The organism is Herbaspirillum sp. WGmk3, assembly GCF_023952535.1.
GTDB classification, from domain to species: Bacteria; Pseudomonadota; Gammaproteobacteria; order Burkholderiales; family Burkholderiaceae_D; genus Herbaspirillum; species Herbaspirillum huttiense.
Genome location: NZ_JAKYWT010000003.1, coordinates 751,886 through 776,310, shown reverse-complemented (window position 1 = coordinate 776,310; position 24,425 = coordinate 751,886). Strand labels below are relative to the sequence as shown.

The window sequence follows — 24,425 nt, the reverse complement described above, 5'->3', positions numbered from 1 at the left end:
CTTTGCAGGCTAACACAGGCCCTCCCCGGCACGGCACAACTCGGGAATATCCCGATACCGGGGTGTTGTATTACGGCAAAGCCCATCGGCCCGCAGCGCAAGCCCGGTGCGTGTTACCAGTCCATGGCCGGATCCAGCGGATAGATCGGACGGCGCACCTTCTTGATCGGGAACAGCCGGAAATTGGCGCTGGTCGGGCCGCCGCTGTCGGAGTCGCACTCTACCAACGCGCGGCTGATGGGCACGAAGACCGGACGGCAATACATGCGCGACTTCAGGATCAGGAAGGCTTGCAGCGCCGGGTCCAGGCCCAGGCTGGCGAAGACGCCAAGGTCATACGGTTCGACCCGCTCTTCAGTGATGACGATGCGCGCTGCACCGATGTCCAGCAGCACGCTGCGCCCCATCTGCAAGGTCGAGCCGGTGTAGATCGGCCCGGTGACGGTGAAACGGCCATCGCTGATGGCCGATACCTTTCCGGTATAAACCGGCGGCGTCTTGCTGATGCCCTGCGCAGCCAGGTCCACCTTGTTGCCCACGGCCAGCGTGACGGTCGCACCCACCCCGGCCTGCACCAGCTGCGCCACCGCTTCCGGGTCGCTCACCGGGCCAACGGCAATGCCCGTGAGACCCGCCTGCAGAGCGGCTTCCAGCACGTCCATAGTGTTGCAAGTACCGCCCGACATGACGTTGTCGCTGTGATCCAGCAGCAGCACCGGCCCTTGTCCCGGTCCCTCGCTCAGTGCACGGGCCTGCGCCAGCGATTCGGCCAGCGGCAGGCTGTCATAGACGAAGTCGTCACGTTCATTCCAGATCTGCCGCGCGATGCGCTCGGCCACGGCATCGGCCAGTGCGGTGTCGTTCTCGGTCACCACCACTACGGACATCCCCGCATCGCGGAAATCCGACAGCGGGAAGCCCGCCAGCACTGACACCGCCAGCACGCCCGCTTCCTGCTCGGCGGCTTTGGCCGCTTCCACAGCGCGCTGCATGGCCGAGGCCGAGGTATTGCTGGTCAGCGTGGCCGAGAGTACCGGTACCTGGCGCCAGGCCATCGTTGGCCGCGACTTGCCCTGCAGCCGTGCCAGCAGCAGGCGGCCGGCATGCTCGCCGGTCTCGAACATGTCGATGTGCGGATAGGTCTTGAAGCTGACGATCACATCGGCATGCGTGACCATCTTCTGCGTGACGTTGCCATGCAGGTCCAGCGCCACCGCCATGGGCGTATCGGGCGCGATGCGGCGGATGCGTTCGAGCAGCGTGCCTTCGCCATCCTCGGCGTTCTCGGCCACCATGGCGCCATGCAGGTCCAGCAGGATGGCATCGCAGCCACCTTCAATGGCACGCACGATGGCGTCGCACATCACCGTGTAGGCATCGGCCGCCACCGCCGCACTGGGATTGGCCCATGCAGCCAGCGGCGTGACGATCTCGGTGCCGGTCTGTTCGGCCAGTTCGAGGAAGGCGCCCATCGCGGTGCGCGCACCCTTCTGGTCGCGATACGCTTCGGCATCCCATTGCGGGGCGAAGGCTTCAAGGGGGGTGGGAATCGGCGAGAAGGTATTGGTCTCGTGATTCATGCGTGCAATGACGATTTTCGGTTTCATGTTCAGTTTTTTGCATCAATCCAAATTCATGCAATGATCAGTCGGCGACCACGCCCGCGCTGGCCAGCATGGCCTGCAACAGCACGTTGCAGCCGGCTTCGAGGTGTTCGGGGCGGGCGTCTTCGATCTCGTTGTGGGAGACCCCATCCTTGCAGGGCACGAAGATCATGCCTGCCGGTGCCAGGCGTGCTGCATAGATGGCGTCGTGCCCCGCGCCGGAGACCACGTCCATGGTCTTGTAGCCCAGTGCGGCCGAGGCCGCGCGCACGTTGTCCACGCAATCCGGATGGAAGGGGCAGGGCGGGAAGTACGAGACCCGCTCCAGTTCGATGGACAGCCCGGTCTTCTTGCGCATCGCTTCCAGGTAGGCCAGCAGGTCTTCATGCATGCGCGTGAGCGAGTCCTCGCTGACGTTGCGCAGGTCGATGGAAAATTTCACCTGCCCCGGAATCACGTTGCGGCTGTTGGGCATCACCTGCACCTGGCCCACCGTGCCGCGTCCGTAAGGCGGATAGCGGTTGGCGATGGCCACCACCTCCTGCATGATGGTGGTCGATACCTGCAGCGCGTCCTTGCGGATCTCCATCGGGGTCGGCCCGGCATGCGATTCAAAACCGGTCACCGTACAGTCGTACCACGACAGCCCCAGCACCGCCGGCACCACGCCGATGACGGTATCGGCATTTTCCAGTACCGGTCCCTGTTCGATGTGCGCCTCGTAATACGCACCGATGGGATGGTCGCCGCAGACCTGCTCACCGATGTAGCCGATGCGTTCCAGTTCGTCGCGCACCTTCTTGCCGTCGATATCGGTGGCGTTGTAGGCATGCTCCAGCGTGAAGGCCCCGCAGAAGACCCCCGAGCCCATCATCACCGGCACGAAGCGCGAGCCTTCTTCGTTGGTCCATACCGCCACTTCGATGGGAGCCTCGGTCTGGATGTTGTGCTGGTTCAGCGTACGGATCACCTCGATGCCGGAGAGCACGCCGTAGTTGCCGTCGAACTTGCCGCCAGTGGGCTGCGTATCGATGTGCGAGCCCGTCATCACCGGCGGCAGCGCATTGTTGCGGCCCGGGCGGCGCATGAAGATGTTGCCGATCTGGTCCACCACCACGCTCATGCCTTCAGCGCGCGCCCATGACGTGACCAGGTCGCGGCCCTGCTTGTCGAGGTCGGTCAGGGCCAGGCGGCAGACGCCGCCCTTGGCGGTGCCGCCGATGCGGGCCAGTTCCATCAGTGAATCCCACAGGCGCGTGCCGTCGATGCGCAGGGTGGAGGCTTGTGTTTTCATGTCCATATCGAGTCCTTGTTCGGGTTGGTGCGCGGCAGCCATCATGCCGCCAGATTCACGCCCAGATAACGGTCCTTCACGCCATCATCGGCCAGGAAGGCGGCATTGCTGCCGCTGTAGACGATGCGTCCCTGTTCGACGATGTAATGCCGGTCCGCCAGTTGCGTACACACTTCCAGATTCTGTTCCACCAGGATGATGGACATCCCGGTCGCCTTGATCTGCCGCAGCTGCGCCACGATCTCGTCCACGATTACCGGGGCCAGGCCTTCGACCGGTTCGTCCAGCATCAGCACGCGCGGATGCGTCATCAGCGCGCGTGCAATGGCCAGCATCTGCTGCTCGCCGCCGGAGAGCTGGCCGCCGCCATTCCTGCGGCGCTCCTTCAGGCGCGGGAAGATGGTGTAGACCTCGTCCAGCCCCCATGCGGATTCCTTGCGCGCGGCCATGGTCAGGTTCTCTTCCACGGTCAGCAGCTTGAAGATGCCGCGATGCTCCGGCACCAGGCACACGCCGCGGGCCGCGATCCTGTAGGAGGGCAGGCCGCTGATGACCTGGCCTTCAAACAGCACGCGTCCCTGCGCCGGCGGCACCACGCCGACGATGCTTTTCAAGGTCGTGGTCTTGCCCGCGCCATTGCGTCCCAGCAGGGTCACCACTTCCCCGGCATCGACCTGCAGCGACACGCCCTGCAGGATGTGGCTCTTGCCATAGTAGCCGTGAACGTCTTCCACTTGCAGGATCATGCTTTGCCTCCCGTGATCATGCTGCCGAGATAGGCCCGGCGCACGCGTTCATCGCTGCGGATCTCGGCCGGCTTGCCCTGCGCCAGGATCTGGCCCAGCTGCATCACCGTGATGCGGTCCGAGATATCCATCACGATATCCATGTTGTGTTCGATCAGCACCACCGTATAGTCGCGCCGCAGTCCATGGATGAGCTGTTTCATCTCGGCGATGTCGTCGATGCCCATGCCCGAGGTCGGCTCGTCCAGGAAGATCACCTTGGGCCGTCCGGCCATGGCCATGCCCACCTCCAGCCTGCGTTGCTGTCCATGTGAAAGTTCTGCACAGGCCCGCTCCGCCACCGCCTGCAGGGACAGGCGCGCCACCAGCTCATCGGCCAGTGTGCATGCGGCAGTGAACTGTTCGGCACGTTTCCAGGGATTGAGTGCGGCCAGCGGGGAACGGCCCTGCGCAGCCAGCCGCAGGTTCTCGCGCACGCTCAGGTTGGGGAACAGGCTGGTCACCTGGAAGGAGCGCGCCAATCCCTTCTGCACCCGGCGATTGCCCGGCAGGTGCGCCACTTCCTCGCCCTCGACCAGGATGCTGCCCTCGGTGATGGGCGTGGTGCCGGTCAGGGTATGGAACAGCGTGGTCTTGCCCGCGCCATTGGGACCGATCACCGAATGCACGGTGCCGGCCTCGATGTCCAGCGTGATGCCGTTGACGGCGGTGAACTTGCCGTAGCGCTTGGTGACGTTGAGCGCTTGCAGGATGGGGCGGCTCATGAGTGCTTCTCCTTGTTCACGGTGGCGGCCTGTGGCGCGTCATCCTTGCGGCCGCGCGCGGCATCGATCAACTTCATGGCCAGGCCGAACAGGCCCTTCTGCATGTAGAGGCTGACCGCAATCAACAGCAGCCCCAGCAGCATCAGCCAGCGCGGCCACAGCGTGGAGAGCCAGTTGCCCACCAGCACATAGAAGCTCGCGCCCAGCACCGAGGCAAACAGGTTGCCGGTGCCGCCGATGACGGTCATCACGAGAATCGCTTCACTGGTGTGATATTCGATGTTGGACAGCGGTGCCACGCCGGTCATCATCGCGTGCAGACCACCGGCCAGACCAGTGACCGCGCCCGAGATGACGAAGGCCGCCAGCTTCAGCAGCCGTACGTCATAGCCCAGCGCCGAGGCGCGCGCTTCGTTCTCGCGCACCGCCAGCAGGGTCTTGCCCAGCACCGAATCGACCACGCGCTGCAGCAGCCAGAACACCAGCACGAACAGGATGGCCACCACCGTGTAGTACTGCCACGAGGAAGTGGTCGGCAGCAGCGTGATCCCGAACAGCGATAGCGGCGGGCGCGGGATGTCCAGCAGGCCGTTGTCGCCGCCGGTCACGTCCTTCAACGTATAGGCGAGGAAATAAAACATCTGGGCGAAGGCCAGCGTGAGCATCACGAAGTAGGTGCCGCGCTGGCGGATCGAGAACCAGCCCACCAGCAGCGCTACCAGCGCGCCGCCCACGGCCGCCAGGGCCAATGCGGGCAGCAGCGCGAGTTTCAGCTGCAGCAGCACCACGCCGGTGGTATAGCTGCCCACGCCAAAGAAGATGCCCTGGCCAAAGGACATCAGGCCGGTATAGCCCAGCAGCAGGTTGCAGCCCAGCGCGGCCAGGGCGAACACCAGCACTTCGGTGGCCAGCGTGCCGGAAGGCAGCAGCAGCGGCAGCAACAGCACCACGGCGGCGGCCAGCAGGGTGTAACGGAAATGCGCAATCTGTTTCATGAAAGCCTCTGTGCAGAAAACGTCAGGTGGCGTCAGGTGACGTAATGCGGCTTCAGGCCGCGCCGGGCCGGCCCAGCAAGCCATTCGGACGCAGCAGCATCACCGCCGCCATGGCCACGTAGATCATCAGGTGCGCCCCTTCGGACCAGACCGTGCTCATCACGCTCTGCACGATGCCGACCAGGATGCCGCCGATGAGCGCGCCCCAGAAGCTGCCCAGCCCGCCGACCACCACCACCACGAAGGCGATGCCCAGGGCCTCGACCCCCATGAAGGGATCAGCCCCGCGTATCGGTGCGGCCAGCGCCCCGGCCAGTCCGGCGGTGGCCGCCCCCAGGGCGAAGACCAGGCTGAAGATGCGCTGGATGTTCAGGCCCAGCAGGCTGACCATTTCGGTCGATTCCGACCCGGCCCGCACGATCGAGCCCAGGCGCGTGCCTTCCAGCACCCACCACAGGAGCAGCGCCATGACGGCGGTCAGGCCGATGACGAAGAGGCGGTACTTGGGATAGACGAAGCCGCCCCACATCACCACGCCCTGCAGCAGATCCGGCGGCGAGACATTGTTGCCCAGCGGTCCCCAGACCGAGATCACCGCTTCCTGGATCACCAGCGCCATGCCGACCGTGAAGAGGATGTGGAAGTGATGCGGCAGGGCATACACGTGGCGCAGCACGAAGCGCTCCACCACCCAGGCGAACAGGCCCACGGCGGCGGGGGCAATGAAGAGCGACCACCAGAAATCCAGACCGCGGCTGGTGGCCTCGTAACAGAGATAGGCGCCCAGCAGGAAGAAGGCGCCATGCGAGAAATTGACGAAGCGCAGCAGGCCGAAGACGATCGACAAGCCCACTGCCAGCAGGAAGTAGAGCATGCCGATGCCCACGCCATTGGCGATCTGCAGCAGATAGATGTTCATGGAACCTCGTGACGATGATGCAGCAAATGCGGCCTGTCCCCGCAAGCGGAGGACAGGCCCTGAACCTCAAGCCAGGCACATCACAGCTTGCACTGCGTCTTCTCCAGCGGCAGGAAGGACTTGCCGGAGGAAACGATGTCGGCATAGTCATTCTTGTTGGCCATCTTCGCCTTGGCCTTGCCCTTGAGCAGGTAGTAGTTCTTGATGACCTGGTGGTCGCCCTTGCGGATTTCCTCGGTGCCGGTCAGGCCCTCGTACTTCATGCCTTCCATGGCCGCGATCACCGCCTTGGGATCGGTGCTGTTGGCCTTGATGATGGCGTCCAGGATGATCTTGGTACAGATGTAGGAACCGGCCAGGCTGTAGTTGGGATCGATCTTGAGATTGTCGTTGACCAGCTTGACGAACTCCTTGTTGAAGGGCGAATCGATGGCGTGCCAGTACTGCGCGCCGAAGTAGACGCCATCGCAGATATCGGCCCCCAGGGTCTCGAACTGTTCCAGTCCCGAGGCCCAGGCCATGAGGATGGTGCAGTTGTTCTTCATGCCGAAGCTGACCGCCTGGCGCAGCGTATCCGAGGATTGCGAACCGAAGTTGAGCAGCAGCAGCACGTCCGGCTTGGCCGCCATGGCATTGGTGAGATAGCCGGAGAATTCCTTTTCGGTCAGCGAGTGGTAGCTGTTGCCCACATGTTCGATGCCCTTTTCCTTGAAGATGTTCTTGGCCGCCGACAGCAGGCCTTCGCCGAACACGTATTGCGGCGTGATGGTGTACCAGCGCTTGGCATTGGGCAGCTTCTCCAGCAGCGGACGCACGGTCTGTTCGATGGCCCCGAAGGTCGGTACCGACCAGCGGAAGGTGGCGCGGTTGCAATCGCTGCCGGTGATCTCGTCGGCGCCTGCGGTGGTGATGAAGACTGCGCCGGCCTTGTCGGCTTCCTTGCCCATGGCCAGCGCTTCGCCGGAGAGGATGCCGCCGGCGAAGAAGCGCGTGCCCTTCTCGATGGTTTCCTGCATCTTGCGCACCGCCGTGGCGGGCTTGCCTTCGGTGTCCAGAGTCACGTAGCTGGTGCTCTTGCCCAGTACCTTGCCGTACTTCTGCAGGGCCAGCTTCATGCCCATGTCGGCGAACTTGCCGTTGGCGGCGAAGGGGCCGGACATCGGCACCGGACAGCCGAAGGCAATGCTCTCGGCCTGGGCAAACACATCGTGGTAGCTCAGTGCGCCGGGTGCGGCCAGTGCGGACAGTTTCAGGAAATTGCGACGGCTGATCATGCTTGTTTCTCCCTCGAAGCTTACGATTGACAGATGACATCCATGGAATTGCGCAATGCTGCAGTACTGCCCGTCAACGCAAGTTCCATGCCCGTGCTTCCCGAAAAACTAAGGAAAGCCGGGCAGGGATGATTTGCATGGACGTGTGGAATCCTCCGCCACGAACCGGCGGAAAAGGGTGGGTCAACAGGGTCGCACCGTCTTGCGCAGTCGCTGCAATACGGGACGTGACAAGCCATAAGCGCTGTTGCGGCGCGCCTTTGCGCCGCATGGCGTGAGCCGTCATGGGGCTCCTCCTGCCGCTCCGCAGAGCGTGTCTCCAAATGTGGTTTGCCGTTCTCCCGTGCTGCCGGTGTGTCTCCACCGGTCGTCCACGACGGTCTGGTTTTCTAAGGTTTGCTGCTTTTGGTGCAAGCCCGCATTTGACTTCCTGCGGGCTGGGGATGGCTGATCGTTTCTGCACCTTGCCTGACGTTTTCTGCACCAACACCGTCTGGGCAGGGCGGGACAGGCCCTTCATGATACGCACCCGCCAAAGAAAAACGGCATGAAAATTTCATGCCGTTGATCCTGTTTATTTCATCTGCGGGAACGCGAATTCCGCACCGGCACTGGCCGTATTGGGCCAGCGCTGCATCACCGCCTTGGCCCGGGTGTAGAACCGTACGCCTTCCGGTCCGTACATGTGATGGTCGCCGAAGAGACTGCGCTTCCAGCCGCCGAAGCTGCTGAAGGCCATCGGCACCGGCAGCGGCACGTTGACCCCCACCATGCCCACTTCGATCTGGCGCACGAACTCGCGCGCCACGCCGCCGTCACGGGTATAGACCGCCACGCCGTTGCCGTACTCATGTGCATTGATCAGTTCGACTGCGCTGGCGATGTCGGGGCAGCGCAGCACGCACAGCACCGGTCCGAAAATCTCTTCCTTGTACACTGTCATCTCGGGCGTCACATGGTCGAGCAGCGTGCCGCCGACGAAGAAGCCCTTCTCGAAACCAGGCACCTGATAGCCACGGCCATCCACCACCAGGGTCGCGCCTTCTTCCACACCACGGCCGATGAGGCCTTCGATGCGTTCCTTGGCAGCCGCGGTCACCACCGGACCCATCTCGGCACCGGCCGCCATGCCTTCGTTGATCTTCAGCTTGCGCGCACGCTCGGCCAGTGCGGCCACCAGTTCATCACCGGCGCTGCCCACGGCCACCGCCACCGAGATCGCCATGCAGCGCTCGCCGGCCGAGCCGTAAGCCGCGCCCATCAGGGCATCCACGGCCAGCTGCATGTCGGCGTCGGGCATGACCACCATGTGGTTCTTGGCACCGCCCAGGGCTTGCACGCGCTTGCCCTTGGCCGAGCCACGGGCATAGATGTATTCGGCAATCGGGGTCGAACCGACGAAGCTGATGGCCTTGACCTGCGGATGATCGAGCAGGGCATCGACGGTCACCTTGTCGCCCTGGATGACGTTGAAGACGCCATCGGGCAGGCCGGCTTCCTGCAGCAGGTCGGCGATCAGCAGCGCAGCCGAGGGATCGCGCTCGGAGGGCTTCAACACGAAGCAGTTGCCACAGGCAATGGCGATGGGGAACATCCACATCGGCACCATGGCCGGGAAGTTGAACGGCGTGATGCCGGCCACCACGCCCAGCGCCTGGCGCATCGACCAGGCATCGATGCCACGGGCGATCTGGTCGGTGTATTCCCCCTTGAGCATCTGCGGGATACCGGCGGCGAACTCGACGATCTCGATGCCGCGCGCCACTTCACCCTGGGCATCCGAGAAGGTCTTGCCGTGCTCGCGCACGATGATGCGGGCGAAGTCGTCGGCGCGCTGCTGGATCAGGTGCAGGAAGCGGAACAGCACGCGGGCGCGGGTCAGCGGCGGGGTGTTGGACCAGGCCGGGAAGGCGGCCACACCGGCCTTCACCGCCGCATCGACCTCGTCGGCCGTGCCCAGCGCAACCTGCGCCACTGGCACGCCCTGCGCCGGGTTGAAGACATCGGCGTAGCGCCCGCTTTGGGTATCGACGCGCTTGCCGCCGATGTAGTGTGCAATCTTTTCCATGAATCTTTCTTGCGTCATTGCTTGGGTGAAGGGGATCAGGCCAGGGTCTTGAGGATGGCCGCCAGCTTGCCGAACAGTTCGTCGATCTGCTGCTTGTTGATGATCAGCGGCGGCGACAGGGCGATGATGTCGCCGGTGACGCGGATCAGGATGCCGTCATTGAAGGCGCGCACGAAGGCGTCATAGGCGCGGGCACCGACGCGGCCGGGAATGGAGGACAGCTCGATGCCGGCGATGAGGCCAATGGTGCGCACGTCGATCACATGCGGCAGGCCGCGCAGGGCATGCGCCGCTTCTTGGAAATAGTCCGACACGGCTTGCGCATTCTCCAGCACGCCTTCGGTCTGGAACACTTCCAGCGAGGCCAGGCCGGCGGCGCAGGCCAGCGGGTGGCCGGAGTAGGTGTAGCCGTGGAAGAGCTCGATGCCGTCCGGACCGTTCATGAAGGCGTCGTGGATCTCCTTTTTCACGAACACCGCGCCCATCGGCACCACGCCATTGGTGAGGCCCTTGGCGGTGGTGAAGATATCCGGTTCGACATCGAAGTAGTCGGACGCAAAGGGCGTGCCCAGGCGGCCGAAGCCGGTGATGACTTCATCGAAGATCAACAGGATGCCGTGCTTGGTGCAGATTTCGCGCAGGCGCTTCAGGTAGCCCTTGGGCGGGATCAGCACGCCGGTGGAGCCGGCCACCGGTTCCACGATCACGGCGGCGATGTTGGAGGCGTCGTGCAGGGTGACCAGGCGTTCCAGCTCATCGGCCAGGTGCGCGCCGTATTCCGGCTCGCCCTTGGTGAAGGCGTTCTTTTCCAGGTTGTGGGTATGCGGCAGGTGGTCCACGCCCGGCAGCAATGCTGTGCTGAAGGTCTTGCGGTTGCCGCCGATGCCGCCCACCGACATGCCGCCGAAGCCCACGCCGTGATAGCCGCGCTCGCGGCCGATCAGGCGGGTGCGAGTGGCGTTGCCCTTGGCGCGATGATAGGCCAGGGCGATCTTGAGGGCCGTATCCACCGCTTCCGAGCCGGAGCCGGTGTAGAACACGTTGGCGAAGCGGTTGCCGGTATAGGCCTTGAGGCGCTCGGCCAGTTCGAAGGCGCTCGGGTGGCCGAGCTGGAAGGAGGGCGCGTAGTCCAGCGTGGCCACGGACTTCTGCACGGCCGACACGATCTTGGGATGGGCGTGGCCCAGCGGCACGCACCACAGGCCCGCAGTGCCGTCCAAGATGCTGTTGCCGGCATCGTCGCGGTAGTGCATGCCTTCGGCGGACACCAGCATGCGCGGCGCGGCCTTGAAGTTGCGGTTGGCAGTGAAGGGCATCCAGTAGGCCGACAGGCTGGAGGGATGCGTTTGGTCTTGGCTGGACATGGCAGGCACCGTGTAAAGGGAAATTTCTGGAAAAAATCGGGAGTGCTTGATTATTGCCAGACAGCGCCCGTATTGTTAGCTACACTTTTGATTTTCGCTGGAAACTGTATTGGTCTGTGGGGCAAACTGTATTGCTCCGTCCGGTGAGAAGCGTGTGCTTCGATCACGCTGGCTAGTTCTTGGGTATCCCTGTACCCATAGGGGATTCGCCTTGATTCAGGGAATTTGCAAGCAGCACTACAGTGACCAATACAGTTTAGTATTTCCGCTTACACTTTGGCTGTCGGGAGCAATGCAGTCACTCGCCAGCCGGATACACTCTCAGAAAGAACGACATGGCCAAGCCCGCCAGCGCGCCACTGCAACTGGATTTGAAACGCAAGACAGCCGCCCGCTTGGTGGAGCAGGTGACCGATGGCCTGGCTGGCCTGATCGAGTCCGGCGAATTGCGCTCCGGCGAGCGCCTGCCCTCGGTGCGCCAGTTCGCGCAGCATCACGACATCGGCTCTTCCACCGTGGTGGAGGCTTATGAGCAGCTGGTGGCGCGCGGCATGCTGCAGGCCCGGCGCGGGGCGGGGTTCTTCGTGGCCGCGCGGCCCGGGCAATCCGGGGCGCGTGCGGTGTTCGTCCCGCCCGAGCCGGTGATCGACTCGGCCTGGCTGCTCTCGGAAATGTTTGCCGATGAGCGCGTGCCCATCAAGGCTGGCTGCGGCTGGCTGCCCGGCAAGTGGCTCAACGACGAAGGCCTGCACCAGGCCGAGCGCCGCATCATCCGCTCGCCCGGTGCGCAGCAGGTCGGCTATGGTCATCCCTATGGCTACGCCCCGCTGCGCCAGCTCATCACGCAGTTTCTTGGCCACTGGGCGCTGGAGCTGGGCATCGAGCAGGTGCTGACCACGCATGGCGCCACGCAGGCGCTGGATTTGATCATTCGCACCATGACCCAGCCGGGCGATACGGTGATGATCGATGATCCCGGCTATTGCAACCTGATTGCGATGCTGCGTCTGGCGGGCTTGAACGTGATCGGCGTGCCGCGTACGCCTGGCGGGGTGGACACGGACATGCTGGAGACGCTGGCGCGCCAGCATCATCCCAAGATGTTCTTCACCACCAGCGTGCTGCAGAACCCGACCGGCACGTCCTACACGCCGGCCTGCGCCATGCGCGTGCTGCAGACGGCCGAGCGCTATGGTTTCTGGGTGGTGGAGGACGACATCTTCCGTGAACTGGGGCAGGCCACCGATCCCATGCTGGCTGCGCTGGATGGACTGCAGCGGGTGATCTACGTGGGCAGTTATTCCAAGACCATCGCCCCTTCGCTGCGTGTGGGCTACATCGCCTGCCAGCGTGAACTGGCGCGGCAGATCGTGCATACCAAGATGGTCCTGACGCTGACCAATTCGGAGATCAACGAGCGGCTGGTGCACAACGTGCTCACCGAAGGCCATCACCGGCGCCATGTGCAGACGCTCAATGCGACCCTGCTCAATGCACAGTCCACCCTGAACGCCAAGCTCACTGAAGTGGGCCTGACGCCCTTCACGGCGGCGCGCGGCGGCATGTTCAGCTGGGCCACCATCGAGGGCTGCGAACTGTCAGCGCGCGAGATCGCGGACCGGGCGCGGCAGAAGGGCATCTGGCTGGCACCGGGGGATTTCTTCCACCTGTCGGCACCGCACAAGACCAGCTTCCGCTTCAATGTGGGGTATGCGGATGTGCCGGAGTTGTTTGATTTTTTGCGGGGGTTGTAGGCTGCGCTAGGTGGAATGGGTACGCGGCCGCAGCACCCACCCCGTGGCCCCCACGATCAGCAAGCCACCCATCCAGCCCTGCAGGGACATCTGTTCCTTCATCCACACCACCGCGATGAGCGCCCCCCACAGCGGCTCGCTGCCCATCAGCAGGGCCACCCGTGACGCACTGGTGCGTGCGGCCGCATGGTTCTGTACGAAGAAGGCCACGATGGTACACAGCAAGACCAGAAACGCCATCGCCCACCAGAAGGAGGCGCTGGCCGGAAGGGGCATCCAGCGCTGACCCGGCAGCACCGCCATGAGTACCAGTGATCCCGCCGTCATGACACCCATCTGCACCGCCGTCAGCGTGAGTGCGGGCAAGCCGAATCGCAGGCCCTGGCGGCGTGTCAGGCACACCATCACGCCGCGCAGCAGTGCGGCCAGCACCATCAGCGCGTCGCCCCAGCTCAGGTGCGAGAGCGTGATGCCATCCTGGAATGCCAGCAAGGCAGCGCCCACAAACGACAATGCGTACGCAATCAGCGCCGAACGCTCGGGCCGCTGGCCCAGCAGCAGCCACTCGCACCATGGTGTGAAGACGACGCACAGGCTGATCAGGAAGGCGGCATCGGAGGCCGTCGTCAACGAGACGCCGACAGTCTCGCAGATGAAGATGGCCAGCAGGACCATACCCAACACGAGCGCCCCCGCCAGCGATCTCTTCCACGCGGGAACGGAAGTGATGCTGCGCAAGGCAGGTGCCAGCAGGAGAAACGTCAGGCCAAACCGCAGCACCAGAAACTGCAGCACCGGCAATTGCTCCGTGGCGATTTTCGCGGCGCTGTAGCTTCCGCCCCAGATCACGGCGACCAGCAGCAGCGCCCATTCAACAGGATTGAGTCGCAGCAGGGTTGCCGGCCGGGCGGGGGCGTGCAGCAGGGAGGACTTGTTCATGAGGTCTCATCGTGGCGTTGGGCGGAGCTGGTGTATTGTCTTGGGACCGATGAGACCTGACTAGCCAGGAACGAAGAACAGGAGTTGTGCCGCATGAGAACAAATGAGTTGGCCGAGGTACTGCATGAGCTGGTCACGTTCGTGCAAGTGGTGGACGCCGGCAGTTTTTCGGCAGCGGCCCGTCTGCAGGGCATGACGCCCTCGGCCGTGAGCCGCCAGGTGGCCCGTCTGGAAAAGATGATGGGCGTGGCGCTGTTCCAGCGCACCACCCGCCAGTTGCGCCTGACCGAAGCCGGACTGGACGTGCTGGAGCACGGACGCAAGATGGTGGCCGCCGCACGCGCCACCATGCTGGCGGCCGAAGGCCATGCCGGCACGCCCAGGGGGCTGGTCAGGATGAGCGCCCCCAAGGCCGTCTCACGCCATCTGCTGCAGCCGGTGCTGCTGCAATTCCTGGCCCGCTATCCGGACGTGGATGTGCACCTGATGGTGGTGGACCGGCTGGTCGATCCGCTGCGTGAAGGTGTCGACCTGGTCATCCGCCTGACCGATACGCCGCCGCCAGGGATGGTGGCGCGGCCATTGCTGCCGGTCAGCCAGTGCCTGCTGGCGAGCCCGGATTATCTTGCAAGCCGTGGCGCGATCCATCACCCGGAAGACCTGATGAGCCATAGTTGCCTCACGCTGGGGGAGGAGGAACGCGATAATCGCTGGCGCTTCCTTTCCGGCACCCAGGCGGCAGAGATCATCGTGACTGGACGATGTGCGGTCAATCACAGCGAAATGCGTCTGGCGGCCATTGAAGCCGGCTTGGGCGTGGGGTGTGTGCCGGACTTCGTGGCCAGGGAGTCCCTGGCGGCCGGGCGTGTCGTCCGCCTTTTGCCGGAGTGGACTGTCGATAGCAACTATCAGGGCGTGGCCTATTTGCTCTTTCCGGCGTCGCGCCATATCGCGCCCAAGATGCGGGTGCTCATTGATTATTTGGTGGAGGCGTTGCAGGCGCGCGCCACGGATCAGGAGACGGCTTGAATGGACACCGCGATCATGCTCCGGACATCTCGCCTGACCCTGAGTTCACCGTCGCATCAGGATGCGCCCGAATTGCTTGCCTACTATGTGCGCAACAGACTCCACCTGAAACCGTGGGAGCCGGAAAAATCCGGCAGCTTCTTTACCCTGGACAGCATGGAAAGACGCATCCACGACATGGCCTGCGCAATGGACGCCGGACATGCATTTCACCTGCTCCTGCGCGACAACGCGACCGGTGCCATGGTGGGCGAGTGCGGATTCACCAATATCGTCCGCGGCCCCTTCCAGGCCTGCCATCTCGGCTTTTCGCTTGATCACGCAGCGCAAGGCCGGGGCCTGATGCAGGAAGCCCTGTCGCAGGCCATCGGCCATGTCTTTTCGCAGCTTGGCCTGCATCGCATCATGGCCAACACGCGCACCGAGAACAGGCGCAGTCAGGCCCTGCTGCAGCGCCTGGGATTCCAGCAGGAAGGGCATGCGCGTGACTATCTGAAGATTGATGGCCAATGGCGGGATCATGTCTTGCATTCCCTGATCAATCCGGCGGACCGGCGGCACTTCAATCCCGATCATTACCTGCAGTCCGAGGCCGGGCGCCATTTCACGATGGAACGCAATGCCGCTGCCTGGGAGCGCCTTTACAGCGAGCTGGCAGAGTCGCTCAAGGCAGCATCCCGCGAGATCGTCATGGTGATGGGCGTTCAGGGCTCGGGAAAATCAACGTGGGTCGGCGGACGGCTCGCATCGCCGCAGCAGTGCATTCATGTCGACGCCACGTTTGCTACCGCGCAGCGCCGTGCGCGCGTGATCGGTGTGGCGCAGGCGGCCGGCGTACCTGTCTCGGCGGTATGGGTGCGCGTCAGCCTGGCTACTGCGCTGGCCCGCAACGCGAATCGCCCCAAGGACGAAGTGATACCGGAGGACGCGATTGCCAACGTCTTCCATCTTTTCGAGCCGCCGTTGCTGGCGGAAGGGTTTGCTGCGATACAGATTTTGGACGAAGCATTCAATCTTGTGCAGGAGGAGCGGGCCACGGCCGAAGAGGACGCTGTCTTTCGTCTTCAAGCCCCGGACCTGCGCGGCCTGCGGCGCGAACGCGTGCGCATCGTGCGTTGGCTTCGGGAATGGCTCCCCGATGCCGAGGTGCGAGAAGTCGGCAGTACGGCGGTGCCAGGTGTGATTGGAAAGCAGGATCTGGATTTTGCCGTCAAGGTGACGGCGGACAAGTTCGAGGAGGCGAGGACCACGCTCGACAAGCATTTCGCCCGCAATCCCGATCAGCTATCTGACGACTGTATCCAGGGGTACAAAGTGGCGTCTTCCGTGGATCTTGCGCTGCAACTGATCGTCCGCGACAGCGCTTACGACATGTTCGATGCCTTCCTCGGTCTGCTCAGGCAAGATGCGGTGCTCAGAGCTGATTACAATCAGCTCAAGAGACAGTGGGATGGACAACCCATGCAGGCTTATCGGCAGGCCAAAGCAGCCTTCATTGCCCGGGCACTCTCCCTGTCCTGATGCTGATTCATCACTACTGCAGGCGCAGTGAGAACTGTTTTGGAAGCCGGTGCTTACCTTGCCGGGGATTTTCGATAAGATGACGGCCATCCATTTTCGCAGACCCAGCCCCATGCCAACGCTGAATGAAGGAGCCAAAGAGGCTCGCCGAACGATCAAGCAGTTTCAGCACTATCTCAATTCGCCACGCCTGGTGCCCGATCAGTGCTACCGCATGTCCAGCGCGACGTACCCGCTGGTGTGCCACGTGAATCAGGTCACGGCACTCTACCTGAGCAAGAATTACTGCGTCATTCCTTTATTCCTGCAGCGGGCGTACGAGCAACTCGGCAGGAGCACACCGGAGCGAGTCAGCGAACCTTATCGCGGGCTGGTGCATGATTATCTTGCGCATGTGGCGCAGTTCATCCTTGCTTACGATTGTCTGGCCGCTGATGAAAGGCACTTGGTGGAATTCATTCCCAAGCAATTGCTGGCTGCCGTACCGGGCCCCTTGCCCGAAGACCTGATGGTTCCAGGGGAGTTTTGACATCACATTTCCGGCCGTTGCCAAGGATTTTCACCATGACGTTTTCTGCACCAAGCCCCATCCGCGCCGTCGTCTTCGATTTCGGCGGCGTGCTCTTCGACTGGAACCCGCAGCACCTGTATCAGCAGCTGATCGCCGACGAGCAGCAGCGCAACCATTTCCTCACGCACATCTGTTCGCCCGACTGGAACGTACAGCAGGACGGTGGCCGCACGCTGGCGGACGGGACGGCGGATCTGGTCCGGCAGCATCCCGAATACGAAGCACTGATCCGTGCCTTCTACGGTCGCTGGACCGAGATGCTGCGCGGTCCGTTGCCGGAGGGCGTAGCGCTCTTGCGCGAACTGCATGCGCAGCAGGTGCCGGTATTCGGCCTCACCAACTGGTCGTCGGAAACCTATCCGCATGCGCGCGACCACCACGATTTCATGCAGCTGTTCCGCGATATCGTGGTCTCGGGCGAGGAGCGCTGCATCAAGCCCGAGCCGCGCATCTACCAGATCGCGCTGGAGCGCTATGCACGGCACCTGCCGGGCCTCAAGCCCGAAGAGCTGGTCTTCATCGATGATGTGCAAAAGAATATCGATGGGTGCCGGGCGCTGGGATGGCGCGGTATTCATCACGTGGATGTGACTGCTACACGGGCTGCATTGCGTGCGCTTGGCGTACCGTGCGAGGCCTGATCCGCGGTTCAGGAAAACCGATGTCTCACCGTCGCCTCCTTAATGTTCCTCGTCATCGCCAACAGGAACTGGCCGCCCGTTTTGCGTGGTTGCCGCGCGTTCATGAAAACGAGAAAGGCCCGGAAGTCCAGGTGATCTCGGTGTCAGTCTTCGACCATTGGCTCTCGCCCGAAGAAGCTTGCCAATTGCTGGAGGCGGTCTCTCCCGACGAGCGCAAGCGCAGGGATACGCTCATGGAAAGCTTCTGCAAGAGGATGATCGCCGAGACGGAGGTGCTGTCGTACGCGTTGCGGGGACGGAAAAAGGACAGGCTCGTTTTTCGCACCTTCAACTCAAGCGATGCGCTGACGAACTACTGCAGGCCGAACGGGGCCAAGTCGTTGGGACATCGTGAGTGGCATGTCGTGTCGCCGGAGCTGGAGTGCGCGTTCCTCGAAGGCTGGGACCACACTTGCCACTTCTTTTTCGTGACCCCGGGCATAGAGGAAAAAGCGATGCATTGGGCCGCGCAGAGCAAGGTTCACATCTTGCGCCATACAGCCAAGGCAGCGATTTCGCACATCTGAGTCCTGCGGAGGCGTGCTGCAAGAACGCTTCCGCCAGATCGATTTCTTTTCGCAGGTGCGGTGTCGGGGCCATCAGGCAATCGCAAACACTTCCACCACACCACTGAGCCGCCGCGCCTGCGCCTGCAGTGCCTGCGACGCTGCTGCGGCCTGTTCCACCAGCGCCGCATTCTGTTGCGTGACCTGATCCATTTGCGAGATCGCATGGTTGATCTCGTGGATCCCCTTGCTCTGCTCGGCGCTGGAATCGCTGATGGCCCCGATCACTGACACCACCCGGTCGACGCTGGAGACAACATTGCTCATGCTCTCTCCCGCCCGGTTGACCAGCGCACTGCCGCTGGCGACCTTGTCCACCGAGTCGTCGATGAGCGTCTTGATCTCCTTGGCAGCCGACGAACTGCGTTGCGCGAGGCTGCGCACTTCCGACGCCACCACCGCGAAGCCACGACCTTGCTCGCCCGCGCGCGCGGCTTCCACGGCTGCATTCAGGGCAAGGATGTTGGTCTGGAAGGAAATGCCGTCGATGACGCTGATGATGTCCACGATCTTTTTGGACGAGTCCTCGATGGCCGCCATCGTCATCACCACATCCTTGACCAGCTGTCCGCTCTCGGCGGCCACCACCGAGGCTGCGGTGGCAAGCCGGTTGGCTTCGCCGGCGCTGTCGGCGTTCTGTTGCACCGTCGCCGTCAGCTGTTCCATCGCCGAGGCCGTCTCTTCCAGCGAGCTGGCTTGCTCTTCGGTGCGCGAGGAAAGGTCGAGATTGCCCGCAGCGATCTGGCTGCTGGCCGTTGCAATGGCATCCGTGCCGGAGCGGACTTCCCGCACGATCTCGCGCAAGCCGGCGTTCATGCTCTTCATCGACATCATCAGGCTGTTGGGAAGACGGCTGTCGGCATCCACCTCGCTGCGCAGGTCGCCTTGCGCGATCCGCGCCGCCAGCGTCGAGGCCACTGCCGGTTCTCCACCCAGCTGGCGCAGGACGCTTCTGGTGATGAGCACGGCAGCCACGATGCCGCTTGCCAGGGCCAGCACACCAAGTGCGATCAACAGCCTGCGCGCGGCCGCATAGACGGCCAGCGCCTCGTTCTTGGCATCGTCGTTGAGCTTGTCCTCGAACGCGGACAGCTCGGCCAGCGCCTTGCGGCGTTCTGCCTGCATCTTGCCCAGCGGACCGTCCAGGATAGGTTTGATTTCTTCAGTTCTTTGCGCCTTGGCCAACTCAACCAGGCCAGAGACGACGGGCAGGATTTCCTTGCTCATCTTCTGGATTGCAACGAGGGATTTCTTTTCGGTCTCGGTGGTTTCTTTCAGTTCTGCAAAGAGCTTGGCCAGTGCGGCCTCCGCTTGCACATAGACGCTCATCTGCCGCTGCAGGTTGTCGGCGTTGAGTTTCAGGTCGTCCGGAGTCGTCGCCAGGCCGATCCCGCGCGAGGCGAGCGACTGTTCATAGGCCGCAGCACGCATGGTCGAGAGATGGAGGATCTCCACATTGTTGACTTCGGTGATGGACAGCAGTTGCTGGTTCACATCATCCAGTTTTTTCAGCGAGATGCCGACGATCAGAAGCATCAGCACGAGCACGCCGCCAAAGCCGAACTTGAGGCGCGAAGAAACCGTCAGACGGGTGAAATCCATACACACTCCAGTGAACACTTGCAGTTATTCGTAGTACGTTCCCGACGCCACCCCGATGCAGGCAAGGGTGGACCAAGTGGCGTTCTGATGCCACAGGCAACGTCGGGAAGTGCGGATCTTGATTCAGTGGAGTTGGGCGATTCCTGTGGGAACGCCGCCCGCCGTGAACTAAGGATGAAGACAAGGGATGCTGTTCTTTTCCCGGCGGGCCGGCCGCCTTCCCCGGGAAAACCGCACACTGTAGAGCAAACGCGCTTGTTTGATTAGCACCGAAAACTTAACGGCAGTCTTCAGAAAAACCGCCCAATGGATGGGCTGCGTGAAGCAGGGATGTGTGCCAGGACAAGATTGGACGGGGGCAGAAGAAGGATGCGATTGCGCCGTGACACGGCGGATCGGCAACCAGAGGAGGGGGCGAGGAGAGACAGAAGGTGCCTGCCGCGCAGGCTTGCGTGCGGCAGGTTTTGTCGGAGGACTGGACGAACGCCGGGTCAGTCGCAGCGGCCGGTCTGCAGATCACATTGCGCCAGCCCGTTGTCGGCTGCCGCAACGGCCGCGCCCGACGAGGCCGTTTCTTCACGCAGATAACTCGCCCACTCTTCCGGCTGCCCCAGCCAGCGCCCGGTATCGAGCACTTCCAGCGTATCGCCCCGCTGCAGCACGAAGGTCGGGAAGCCGCGTCCGCCTACATAGTTGAGCAGTTCACGGCTGGCCTCGATATGATTGGCCAGCTCTTCCTGTTCGATCCGCTGCATTTCGCCAGTGAAGGCAGCGGGCTCGATGCCCAGCGTCTGCGCCAGTTCGGTCAGCGTCGCCACTTCGGAGATGCGCCGCCCTTGCTGGTAATGCGCACGCTGGATCGCTGCCAGCATGTCCAGTCCTGCGGCCTCGCCCTTGAGCGCCTGTACCGCCAGCACGGCCGCAATCGGCGGGGCCGAGTCGAAGACCGCTTCGGTATCGCGCAGCAAGCCATTGAAGTAGGGTTCGCCAAACGCCTGTCCGGTCATCTGCGCGATGCGCTGATCGTGCGGCATCACGTAATCGCGCAGTTGCGCATCCACGCGTCGACGGTTGCGGCCGGCCATCATGCCGCCGCCGTGCGCCTGCACCGGCAGCACTGCGCGGGCCGCCGCCACCAGCGGCGCGGCACCGTAGCACCAGCCGCACAGCGGATCGTGGATGTAGTGAAGCACGGTCTCGTGCGGGGCAGCGGGGGTGGTCATGATGCAATTTCCTCTTGAATGAATCGGCACAGGGCCTGACGTTTTCTGCACCGTCAGGCCCGGCAAGCGTAGTGGATCAGTAGCCTACCGTGAAACGGGCACGCACGTGCTTCGGCTGTTCCAGCTCGTCCAGCAGGGCCACGGCGTAGTCCTCGTAGGAGATCCAGCTCTTGCCATCGGCACCGACCAGCAGTGCATCCTGGCCCAGGCGGAACTGGCCGGTGCGCTCGCCTGCAGTGAACAGCGCCGAGGGCGACAGGAAGGTCCATTCCAGTTCGGTCTCTTCACGCAGGGCATTGAGGAAGTCACGGCCACCGGACGCCTCGGGCATGTATTCAGCCGGGAATTCCGGGGTATCGATGAGCGCCTTGCCCGGTGCGATCTCCAGGCTGCCGGCACCGCCCACCACGGCCAGGCGCTTGACGCCGGCTGCCTTCAGGGCCGGCAGGAGGTCGTCCGCACCGAAGGCAGTAAAGCGGCCACTGGAGACGACCACGTCCGCGCCCTTGATGGCGGTGGCCAGGGCAGCTGCGTCCTTGACGTCGGCCGAGACGGCAGTCACGCCGGTGCGCTGGGCGATCTTGCCGGCGTCGCGGGCAATGGCGATGAGGTTGTGGCCGCGGCGCAGGGCTTCGTCCACGATGCGGGTGCCGACGTTGCCGGAGGCGCCGATGAGTGCGATTTTCATGATGTTTCCTTTCGGGTGGGGAGGGAAGACAAACAGCTTCGTATCAATGCAATGCAGTTCAGATCAGGGCCACTTCATTTCACCCTTGATGACCTTGGCCGACAGCTCCAGCGAGCTGGTATCGCCCAGGTCAGGATAACGCTGCTTCATGGTGGCGATCAGGGCATTGCCATCGGCGGCCTTGGCGGCTTCCTGGTCGAAGGCCTTCAGGTAGTCGCGGGTGAAACGCACCGAGGCGATATCCAGCGGCGCACCGGCGGCATAGTGGCCGGGCACGACGATGGCCGGCTTGAGCTTCTCGATGCGGCCCAGCGTGCCGAGCCAGTCCAGGCGCGACTTCATGCTTTGCGTATCGGCCACCCATACGTGGATGTTGCCGGCCACCACCACGCCGCCAACCACGGCCTTGAGCGAGGGAATCCAGACGAAGCTGCGATCCGGCTGCGGGCCGTCCAGGCCGACGATTTCCAGCTTGCGGCCTTCCAGCGTCAGCGTCTTGCCCTTGAGCACTTCCGGCGTGATGGTGGCGCGGGGCGCGTTGTCACCCAGCTTGGGGCCCCAGTAGGCCAGCTTGCCGGCAGCCGTTTCCTTGATGTGTTCCACGGTCGGCGCGGAGGCCGCGATCTTGGCGTCCGGGTAGGCGGCGTGCAGGGTTTCCAGGCCGAAGTAGTAATCCGGGTCGCCGTGGCTGATGTAGATGGTGGTCAGCTTCTTGCCACTGGCGCGGATCTTGTCCACGACCTGCTGCGCTTCGCGCTGGCCGAATTGCGCATCGACCAGGATCGCTTCGCGCTCACCCGTGACCAGCACCGAGCTGACCGGGAAGATGGCTTCCTTGCCGGGATTGTAGATGTCGAGCTTGAGCGGTGCGGCAGCCTGGACGGCCGCGCCCGAGAAGGCCAGCAGGCCGGTGACAGCGATGGCCAGCAGGGGACGCAGCAGGCGACGGGTGGAAAACATGGCGACTCCGGAAAGAGGTGGATGGGTGTCAGGAGCCGCCATCATAGGATCGCTTTTGATTTCGAAAAACAGCATAATCGATCACAGTTTGTTTCTGAAATCGTTCAAATGAAAAAGGGGCCCCGATGGATCGCCTGATGGCCATGCAGGTTTTCGTGACGGTGGTGGATGGCGGCAGCCTGTCGGCGGCGGCCGAGCAGCTGGATTTGTCGCGGCCGGTGGTGTCGCGCTACGTGGCCGAGCTGGAAGACTGGGTCGGTGCGCGCCTGCTGCATCGGACCACGCGGCGGCTCTCGCTCACCCCCGCCGGCAATGAATTGCTGCCGCGCTGCCGCCAGATGCTGGAGTATTCCGAGGACATGCGCCATGTTCTCGATACGCCCGATGAAACGCCGCGCGGGCTCCTGCGCATCACGACCAGTACCTCCTTTGCGCAGACCCAGCTGATCCAGGCCGTGGTCGAGTATGGCCGCCGCTATCCGGGGGTGGCAGTGGACCTGCTGGCGCTGGACCGCACCGTGAACCTGGTGGAAGAACGCATCGACCTGGCCATCCGCATGACCAACCGGCTGGAACCCAATCTGATTGCGCGTCCGCTGGGGGTCTGCCACTCGGTCATCTGCGCCACGCCGGATTACCTTGCGCGCCATGGCATGCCGCGCAAGGTGGAAGACCTGGCCTTGCACAATTGCCTGACGCATTCCTATGTGGGGCGCAGCCTGTGGCAGTTCGATCCGAAAAAGAAAAAAGCCCGGGCGGGCAAGGGCGCTGCCGCCGCGAAGATGAAGACGCAGACGCAAAGCGTGGCGGTGGGCGGCACGATCAGCGCCAATGAGGTGACGGTGTTGCTGCAGGCGGTGCTGGCCGGTGTGGGCATCGGCCACATGCCGGCCTATACGGTGGCGCCGCTGGTAGCCAGCGGCCAGCTGGTGCAATTGCTGCCCGATTACGAGCCTTTGCAGTTGGGCATCTATGGCGTCTATGCCTCGCGCAAGCACATGCCGGCGACCTTGCGCACGATGCTCGATTTCCTGGCGCAGCGTTTTGCGGGCCTGCCGTTCTGATCAAGGGTGATCAGGGCGTGATGCTCAGCAGCTTGTGCACCAGTTCGGAGGAGGTGGAAGCGGCGAACTTGCGCATCAGGCGGGCGCGATGCATTTCCACCGTGCGCGGGCTCAGTTCGACCTGGCGGGCGATGAGCTTGCTGGTCTTGCCTTCCACCAGCAGTGCGGCGATCTCGCGTTCGCGCGGGGTCAGGCCGGGCGCGATGGGACGTTTTGCACTGACATCCTCAAAGGTCCAGATACCGGCCGCGTGCGGGTTGTCGCGGTTGAGCGCATGGCCGGTGACGTGGCACCAGAACATTTCATCGTTGGAGCGCTTCATGATGCGCTCGTCCGAATAAAAACCTTTTTCGTTGAGGATGGGCACCAGGCGCAGGCCGGTGCGTTCGAATTCGTCGGCGGTGGGGTAGATCTCCTGGAAGGAAGTCTGGCGCAGCGCATCGACCTCATAGCCGAACATGTCGGCCATGGCCAGGTTGGCCTGCTGGATCACGCGATTGTGCGAGACGCACATGCCGATGGGCGCGTGCATGAAAACCTGTTCGAAATCGATGGGGAGTGGCTGGGTCATGAGTTGCTGCAATGGTTGGCTGGTCCCTCGCAACTGGCGGGACCGTCTGTCTGACGGTACCATGCTGCATTGCGCCAGGTATTTTTACCGTATTGTATGGCCTATTTCAGCTGCCCTATGATAATTGGCGCTATTTGGAGCCGAACGGGGCCCGGCGACGTCTGCGGACGTTGCGCAAGAGAAGCCCCTGCGCCCATCCCTGTTGAAGCCGGCATGTCCGCCGGCCCGC

Annotated in this window: 22 protein-coding genes; 7 read left to right on the top strand and 15 right to left on the bottom strand. The window is 63.3% G+C overall.

Annotation, left to right across the window (positions count from 1 at the left end):
- Positions 1–113: 113 nt before the first annotated feature.
- From MKD49_RS15470 to MKD49_RS15430, 9 genes are all read right to left on the bottom strand, one after another.
- Positions 114–1,607 (bottom strand): M81 family metallopeptidase, encoded by a 1,494-nt coding sequence (locus MKD49_RS15470; protein ID WP_252696728.1) that lies wholly within the window; start codon positions 1,605–1,607, stop codon positions 114–116.
- A 37-nt stretch (positions 1,608–1,644) separates the two neighbouring features.
- Positions 1,645–2,904, bottom strand: a complete 1,260-nt coding sequence (locus MKD49_RS15465) for a Zn-dependent hydrolase (RefSeq protein WP_252696727.1) — start codon at positions 2,902–2,904, stop codon at positions 1,645–1,647.
- Between the two features lie 35 nt (positions 2,905–2,939).
- On the bottom strand, positions 2,940–3,644 hold the full coding sequence (locus MKD49_RS15460) for an ABC transporter ATP-binding protein (protein WP_252696726.1): 705 nt from the start codon (positions 3,642–3,644) through the stop codon (positions 2,940–2,942).
- Entirely contained in the window at positions 3,641–4,408 is a 768-nt protein-coding gene (locus MKD49_RS15455; protein ID WP_121041236.1) for an ABC transporter ATP-binding protein, read from the bottom strand. Before MKD49_RS15455 ends, MKD49_RS15460 begins: the two co-directional genes overlap by 4 nt.
- Positions 4,405–5,403, bottom strand: coding sequence for a branched-chain amino acid ABC transporter permease (locus tag MKD49_RS15450; protein ID WP_252696725.1), 999 nt, complete (start codon positions 5,401–5,403; stop codon positions 4,405–4,407). Before MKD49_RS15450 ends, MKD49_RS15455 begins: the two co-directional genes overlap by 4 nt.
- 52 nt (positions 5,404–5,455) lie before the next feature.
- Complete coding sequence (locus MKD49_RS15445) at positions 5,456–6,322, bottom strand: branched-chain amino acid ABC transporter permease (protein ID WP_034340650.1); 867 nt, start codon at positions 6,320–6,322, stop codon at positions 5,456–5,458.
- A gap of 80 nt (positions 6,323–6,402) precedes the next feature.
- Positions 6,403–7,596 (bottom strand): ABC transporter substrate-binding protein, encoded by a 1,194-nt coding sequence (locus MKD49_RS15440; protein WP_121041230.1) that lies wholly within the window; start codon positions 7,594–7,596, stop codon positions 6,403–6,405.
- A 574-nt stretch (positions 7,597–8,170) separates the two neighbouring features.
- A complete protein-coding gene (locus MKD49_RS15435) occupies positions 8,171–9,664 on the bottom strand; it encodes a CoA-acylating methylmalonate-semialdehyde dehydrogenase (RefSeq protein WP_209583551.1) in 1,494 nt (497 codons plus the stop codon).
- Positions 9,665–9,699: 35 nt separating this feature from the next.
- Complete coding sequence (locus tag MKD49_RS15430; RefSeq protein ID WP_204726776.1) at positions 9,700–11,028, bottom strand: aspartate aminotransferase family protein; 1,329 nt, start codon at positions 11,026–11,028, stop codon at positions 9,700–9,702.
- A gap of 335 nt (positions 11,029–11,363) precedes the next feature.
- On the opposite strand from MKD49_RS15430, the gene MKD49_RS15425 reads away from it, so the two are divergent.
- Positions 11,364–12,782 carry a PLP-dependent aminotransferase family protein gene (locus MKD49_RS15425; RefSeq protein ID WP_252696724.1) on the top strand — a complete coding sequence of 473 codons (1,419 nt, stop codon included), beginning with the start codon at positions 11,364–11,366 and terminating at the stop codon, positions 12,780–12,782.
- A 6-nt stretch (positions 12,783–12,788) separates the two neighbouring features.
- On the opposite strand, the gene MKD49_RS15420 is transcribed toward MKD49_RS15425, so the two are convergent.
- Positions 12,789–13,721: a DMT family transporter gene (locus MKD49_RS15420; RefSeq protein ID WP_252696723.1), complete on the bottom strand. Its 933-nt coding sequence runs from the start codon at positions 13,719–13,721 to the stop codon at positions 12,789–12,791.
- Between the two features lie 93 nt (positions 13,722–13,814).
- On the opposite strand from MKD49_RS15420, the gene MKD49_RS15415 reads away from it, so the two are divergent.
- The 5 genes from MKD49_RS15415 to MKD49_RS15395 all read left to right on the top strand — a co-directional run bounded on the left by MKD49_RS15415 (position 13,815) and on the right by MKD49_RS15395 (position 18,049).
- Complete coding sequence (locus MKD49_RS15415; protein WP_205703730.1) at positions 13,815–14,750, top strand: LysR family transcriptional regulator; 936 nt, start codon at positions 13,815–13,817, stop codon at positions 14,748–14,750.
- Entirely contained in the window at positions 14,751–16,271 is a 1,521-nt protein-coding gene (locus MKD49_RS15410) for a GNAT family N-acetyltransferase (RefSeq protein WP_252696722.1), read from the top strand.
- 112 nt (positions 16,272–16,383) lie between these two features.
- Positions 16,384–16,800, top strand: a complete 417-nt coding sequence (locus MKD49_RS15405) for a hypothetical protein (RefSeq protein WP_039782993.1) — start codon at positions 16,384–16,386, stop codon at positions 16,798–16,800.
- Positions 16,801–16,835: 35 nt separating this feature from the next.
- On the top strand, positions 16,836–17,483 hold the full coding sequence (locus tag MKD49_RS15400) for an HAD family phosphatase (protein WP_252696721.1): 648 nt from the start codon (positions 16,836–16,838) through the stop codon (positions 17,481–17,483).
- 20 nt (positions 17,484–17,503) lie between these two features.
- Entirely contained in the window at positions 17,504–18,049 is a 546-nt protein-coding gene (locus MKD49_RS15395) for a hypothetical protein (RefSeq protein WP_252696720.1), read from the top strand.
- Between the two features lie 72 nt (positions 18,050–18,121).
- Here the strand turns inward: MKD49_RS15395 and MKD49_RS15390 are convergent, their stop codons facing one another.
- The 4 genes from MKD49_RS15390 to MKD49_RS15375 all read right to left on the bottom strand — a co-directional run bounded on the left by MKD49_RS15390 (position 18,122) and on the right by MKD49_RS15375 (position 22,561).
- Positions 18,122–19,690, bottom strand: coding sequence for a methyl-accepting chemotaxis protein (locus MKD49_RS15390; protein WP_252696719.1), 1,569 nt, complete (start codon positions 19,688–19,690; stop codon positions 18,122–18,124).
- A 491-nt stretch (positions 19,691–20,181) separates the two neighbouring features.
- Positions 20,182–20,913, bottom strand: coding sequence for a DsbA family protein (locus MKD49_RS15385; protein WP_252696718.1), 732 nt, complete (start codon positions 20,911–20,913; stop codon positions 20,182–20,184).
- A 76-nt stretch (positions 20,914–20,989) separates the two neighbouring features.
- Positions 20,990–21,601, bottom strand: coding sequence for an NAD(P)-dependent oxidoreductase (locus MKD49_RS15380; protein WP_252696717.1), 612 nt, complete (start codon positions 21,599–21,601; stop codon positions 20,990–20,992).
- 63 nt (positions 21,602–21,664) lie between these two features.
- Positions 21,665–22,561 (bottom strand): MBL fold metallo-hydrolase, encoded by an 897-nt coding sequence (locus MKD49_RS15375; RefSeq protein ID WP_252696716.1) that lies wholly within the window; start codon positions 22,559–22,561, stop codon positions 21,665–21,667.
- Between the two features lie 125 nt (positions 22,562–22,686).
- Here MKD49_RS15375 and MKD49_RS15370 point away from each other — a divergent pair, with 125 nt between their 5' ends.
- Positions 22,687–23,625, top strand: a complete 939-nt coding sequence (locus MKD49_RS15370; protein WP_039783005.1) for a LysR family transcriptional regulator — start codon at positions 22,687–22,689, stop codon at positions 23,623–23,625.
- Positions 23,626–23,635: 10 nt separating this feature from the next.
- Here the strand turns inward: MKD49_RS15370 and MKD49_RS15365 are convergent, their stop codons facing one another.
- Entirely contained in the window at positions 23,636–24,196 is a 561-nt protein-coding gene (locus tag MKD49_RS15365; protein WP_034340603.1) for a PAS and helix-turn-helix domain-containing protein, read from the bottom strand.
- Positions 24,197–24,425: the final 229 nt, after the last annotated feature.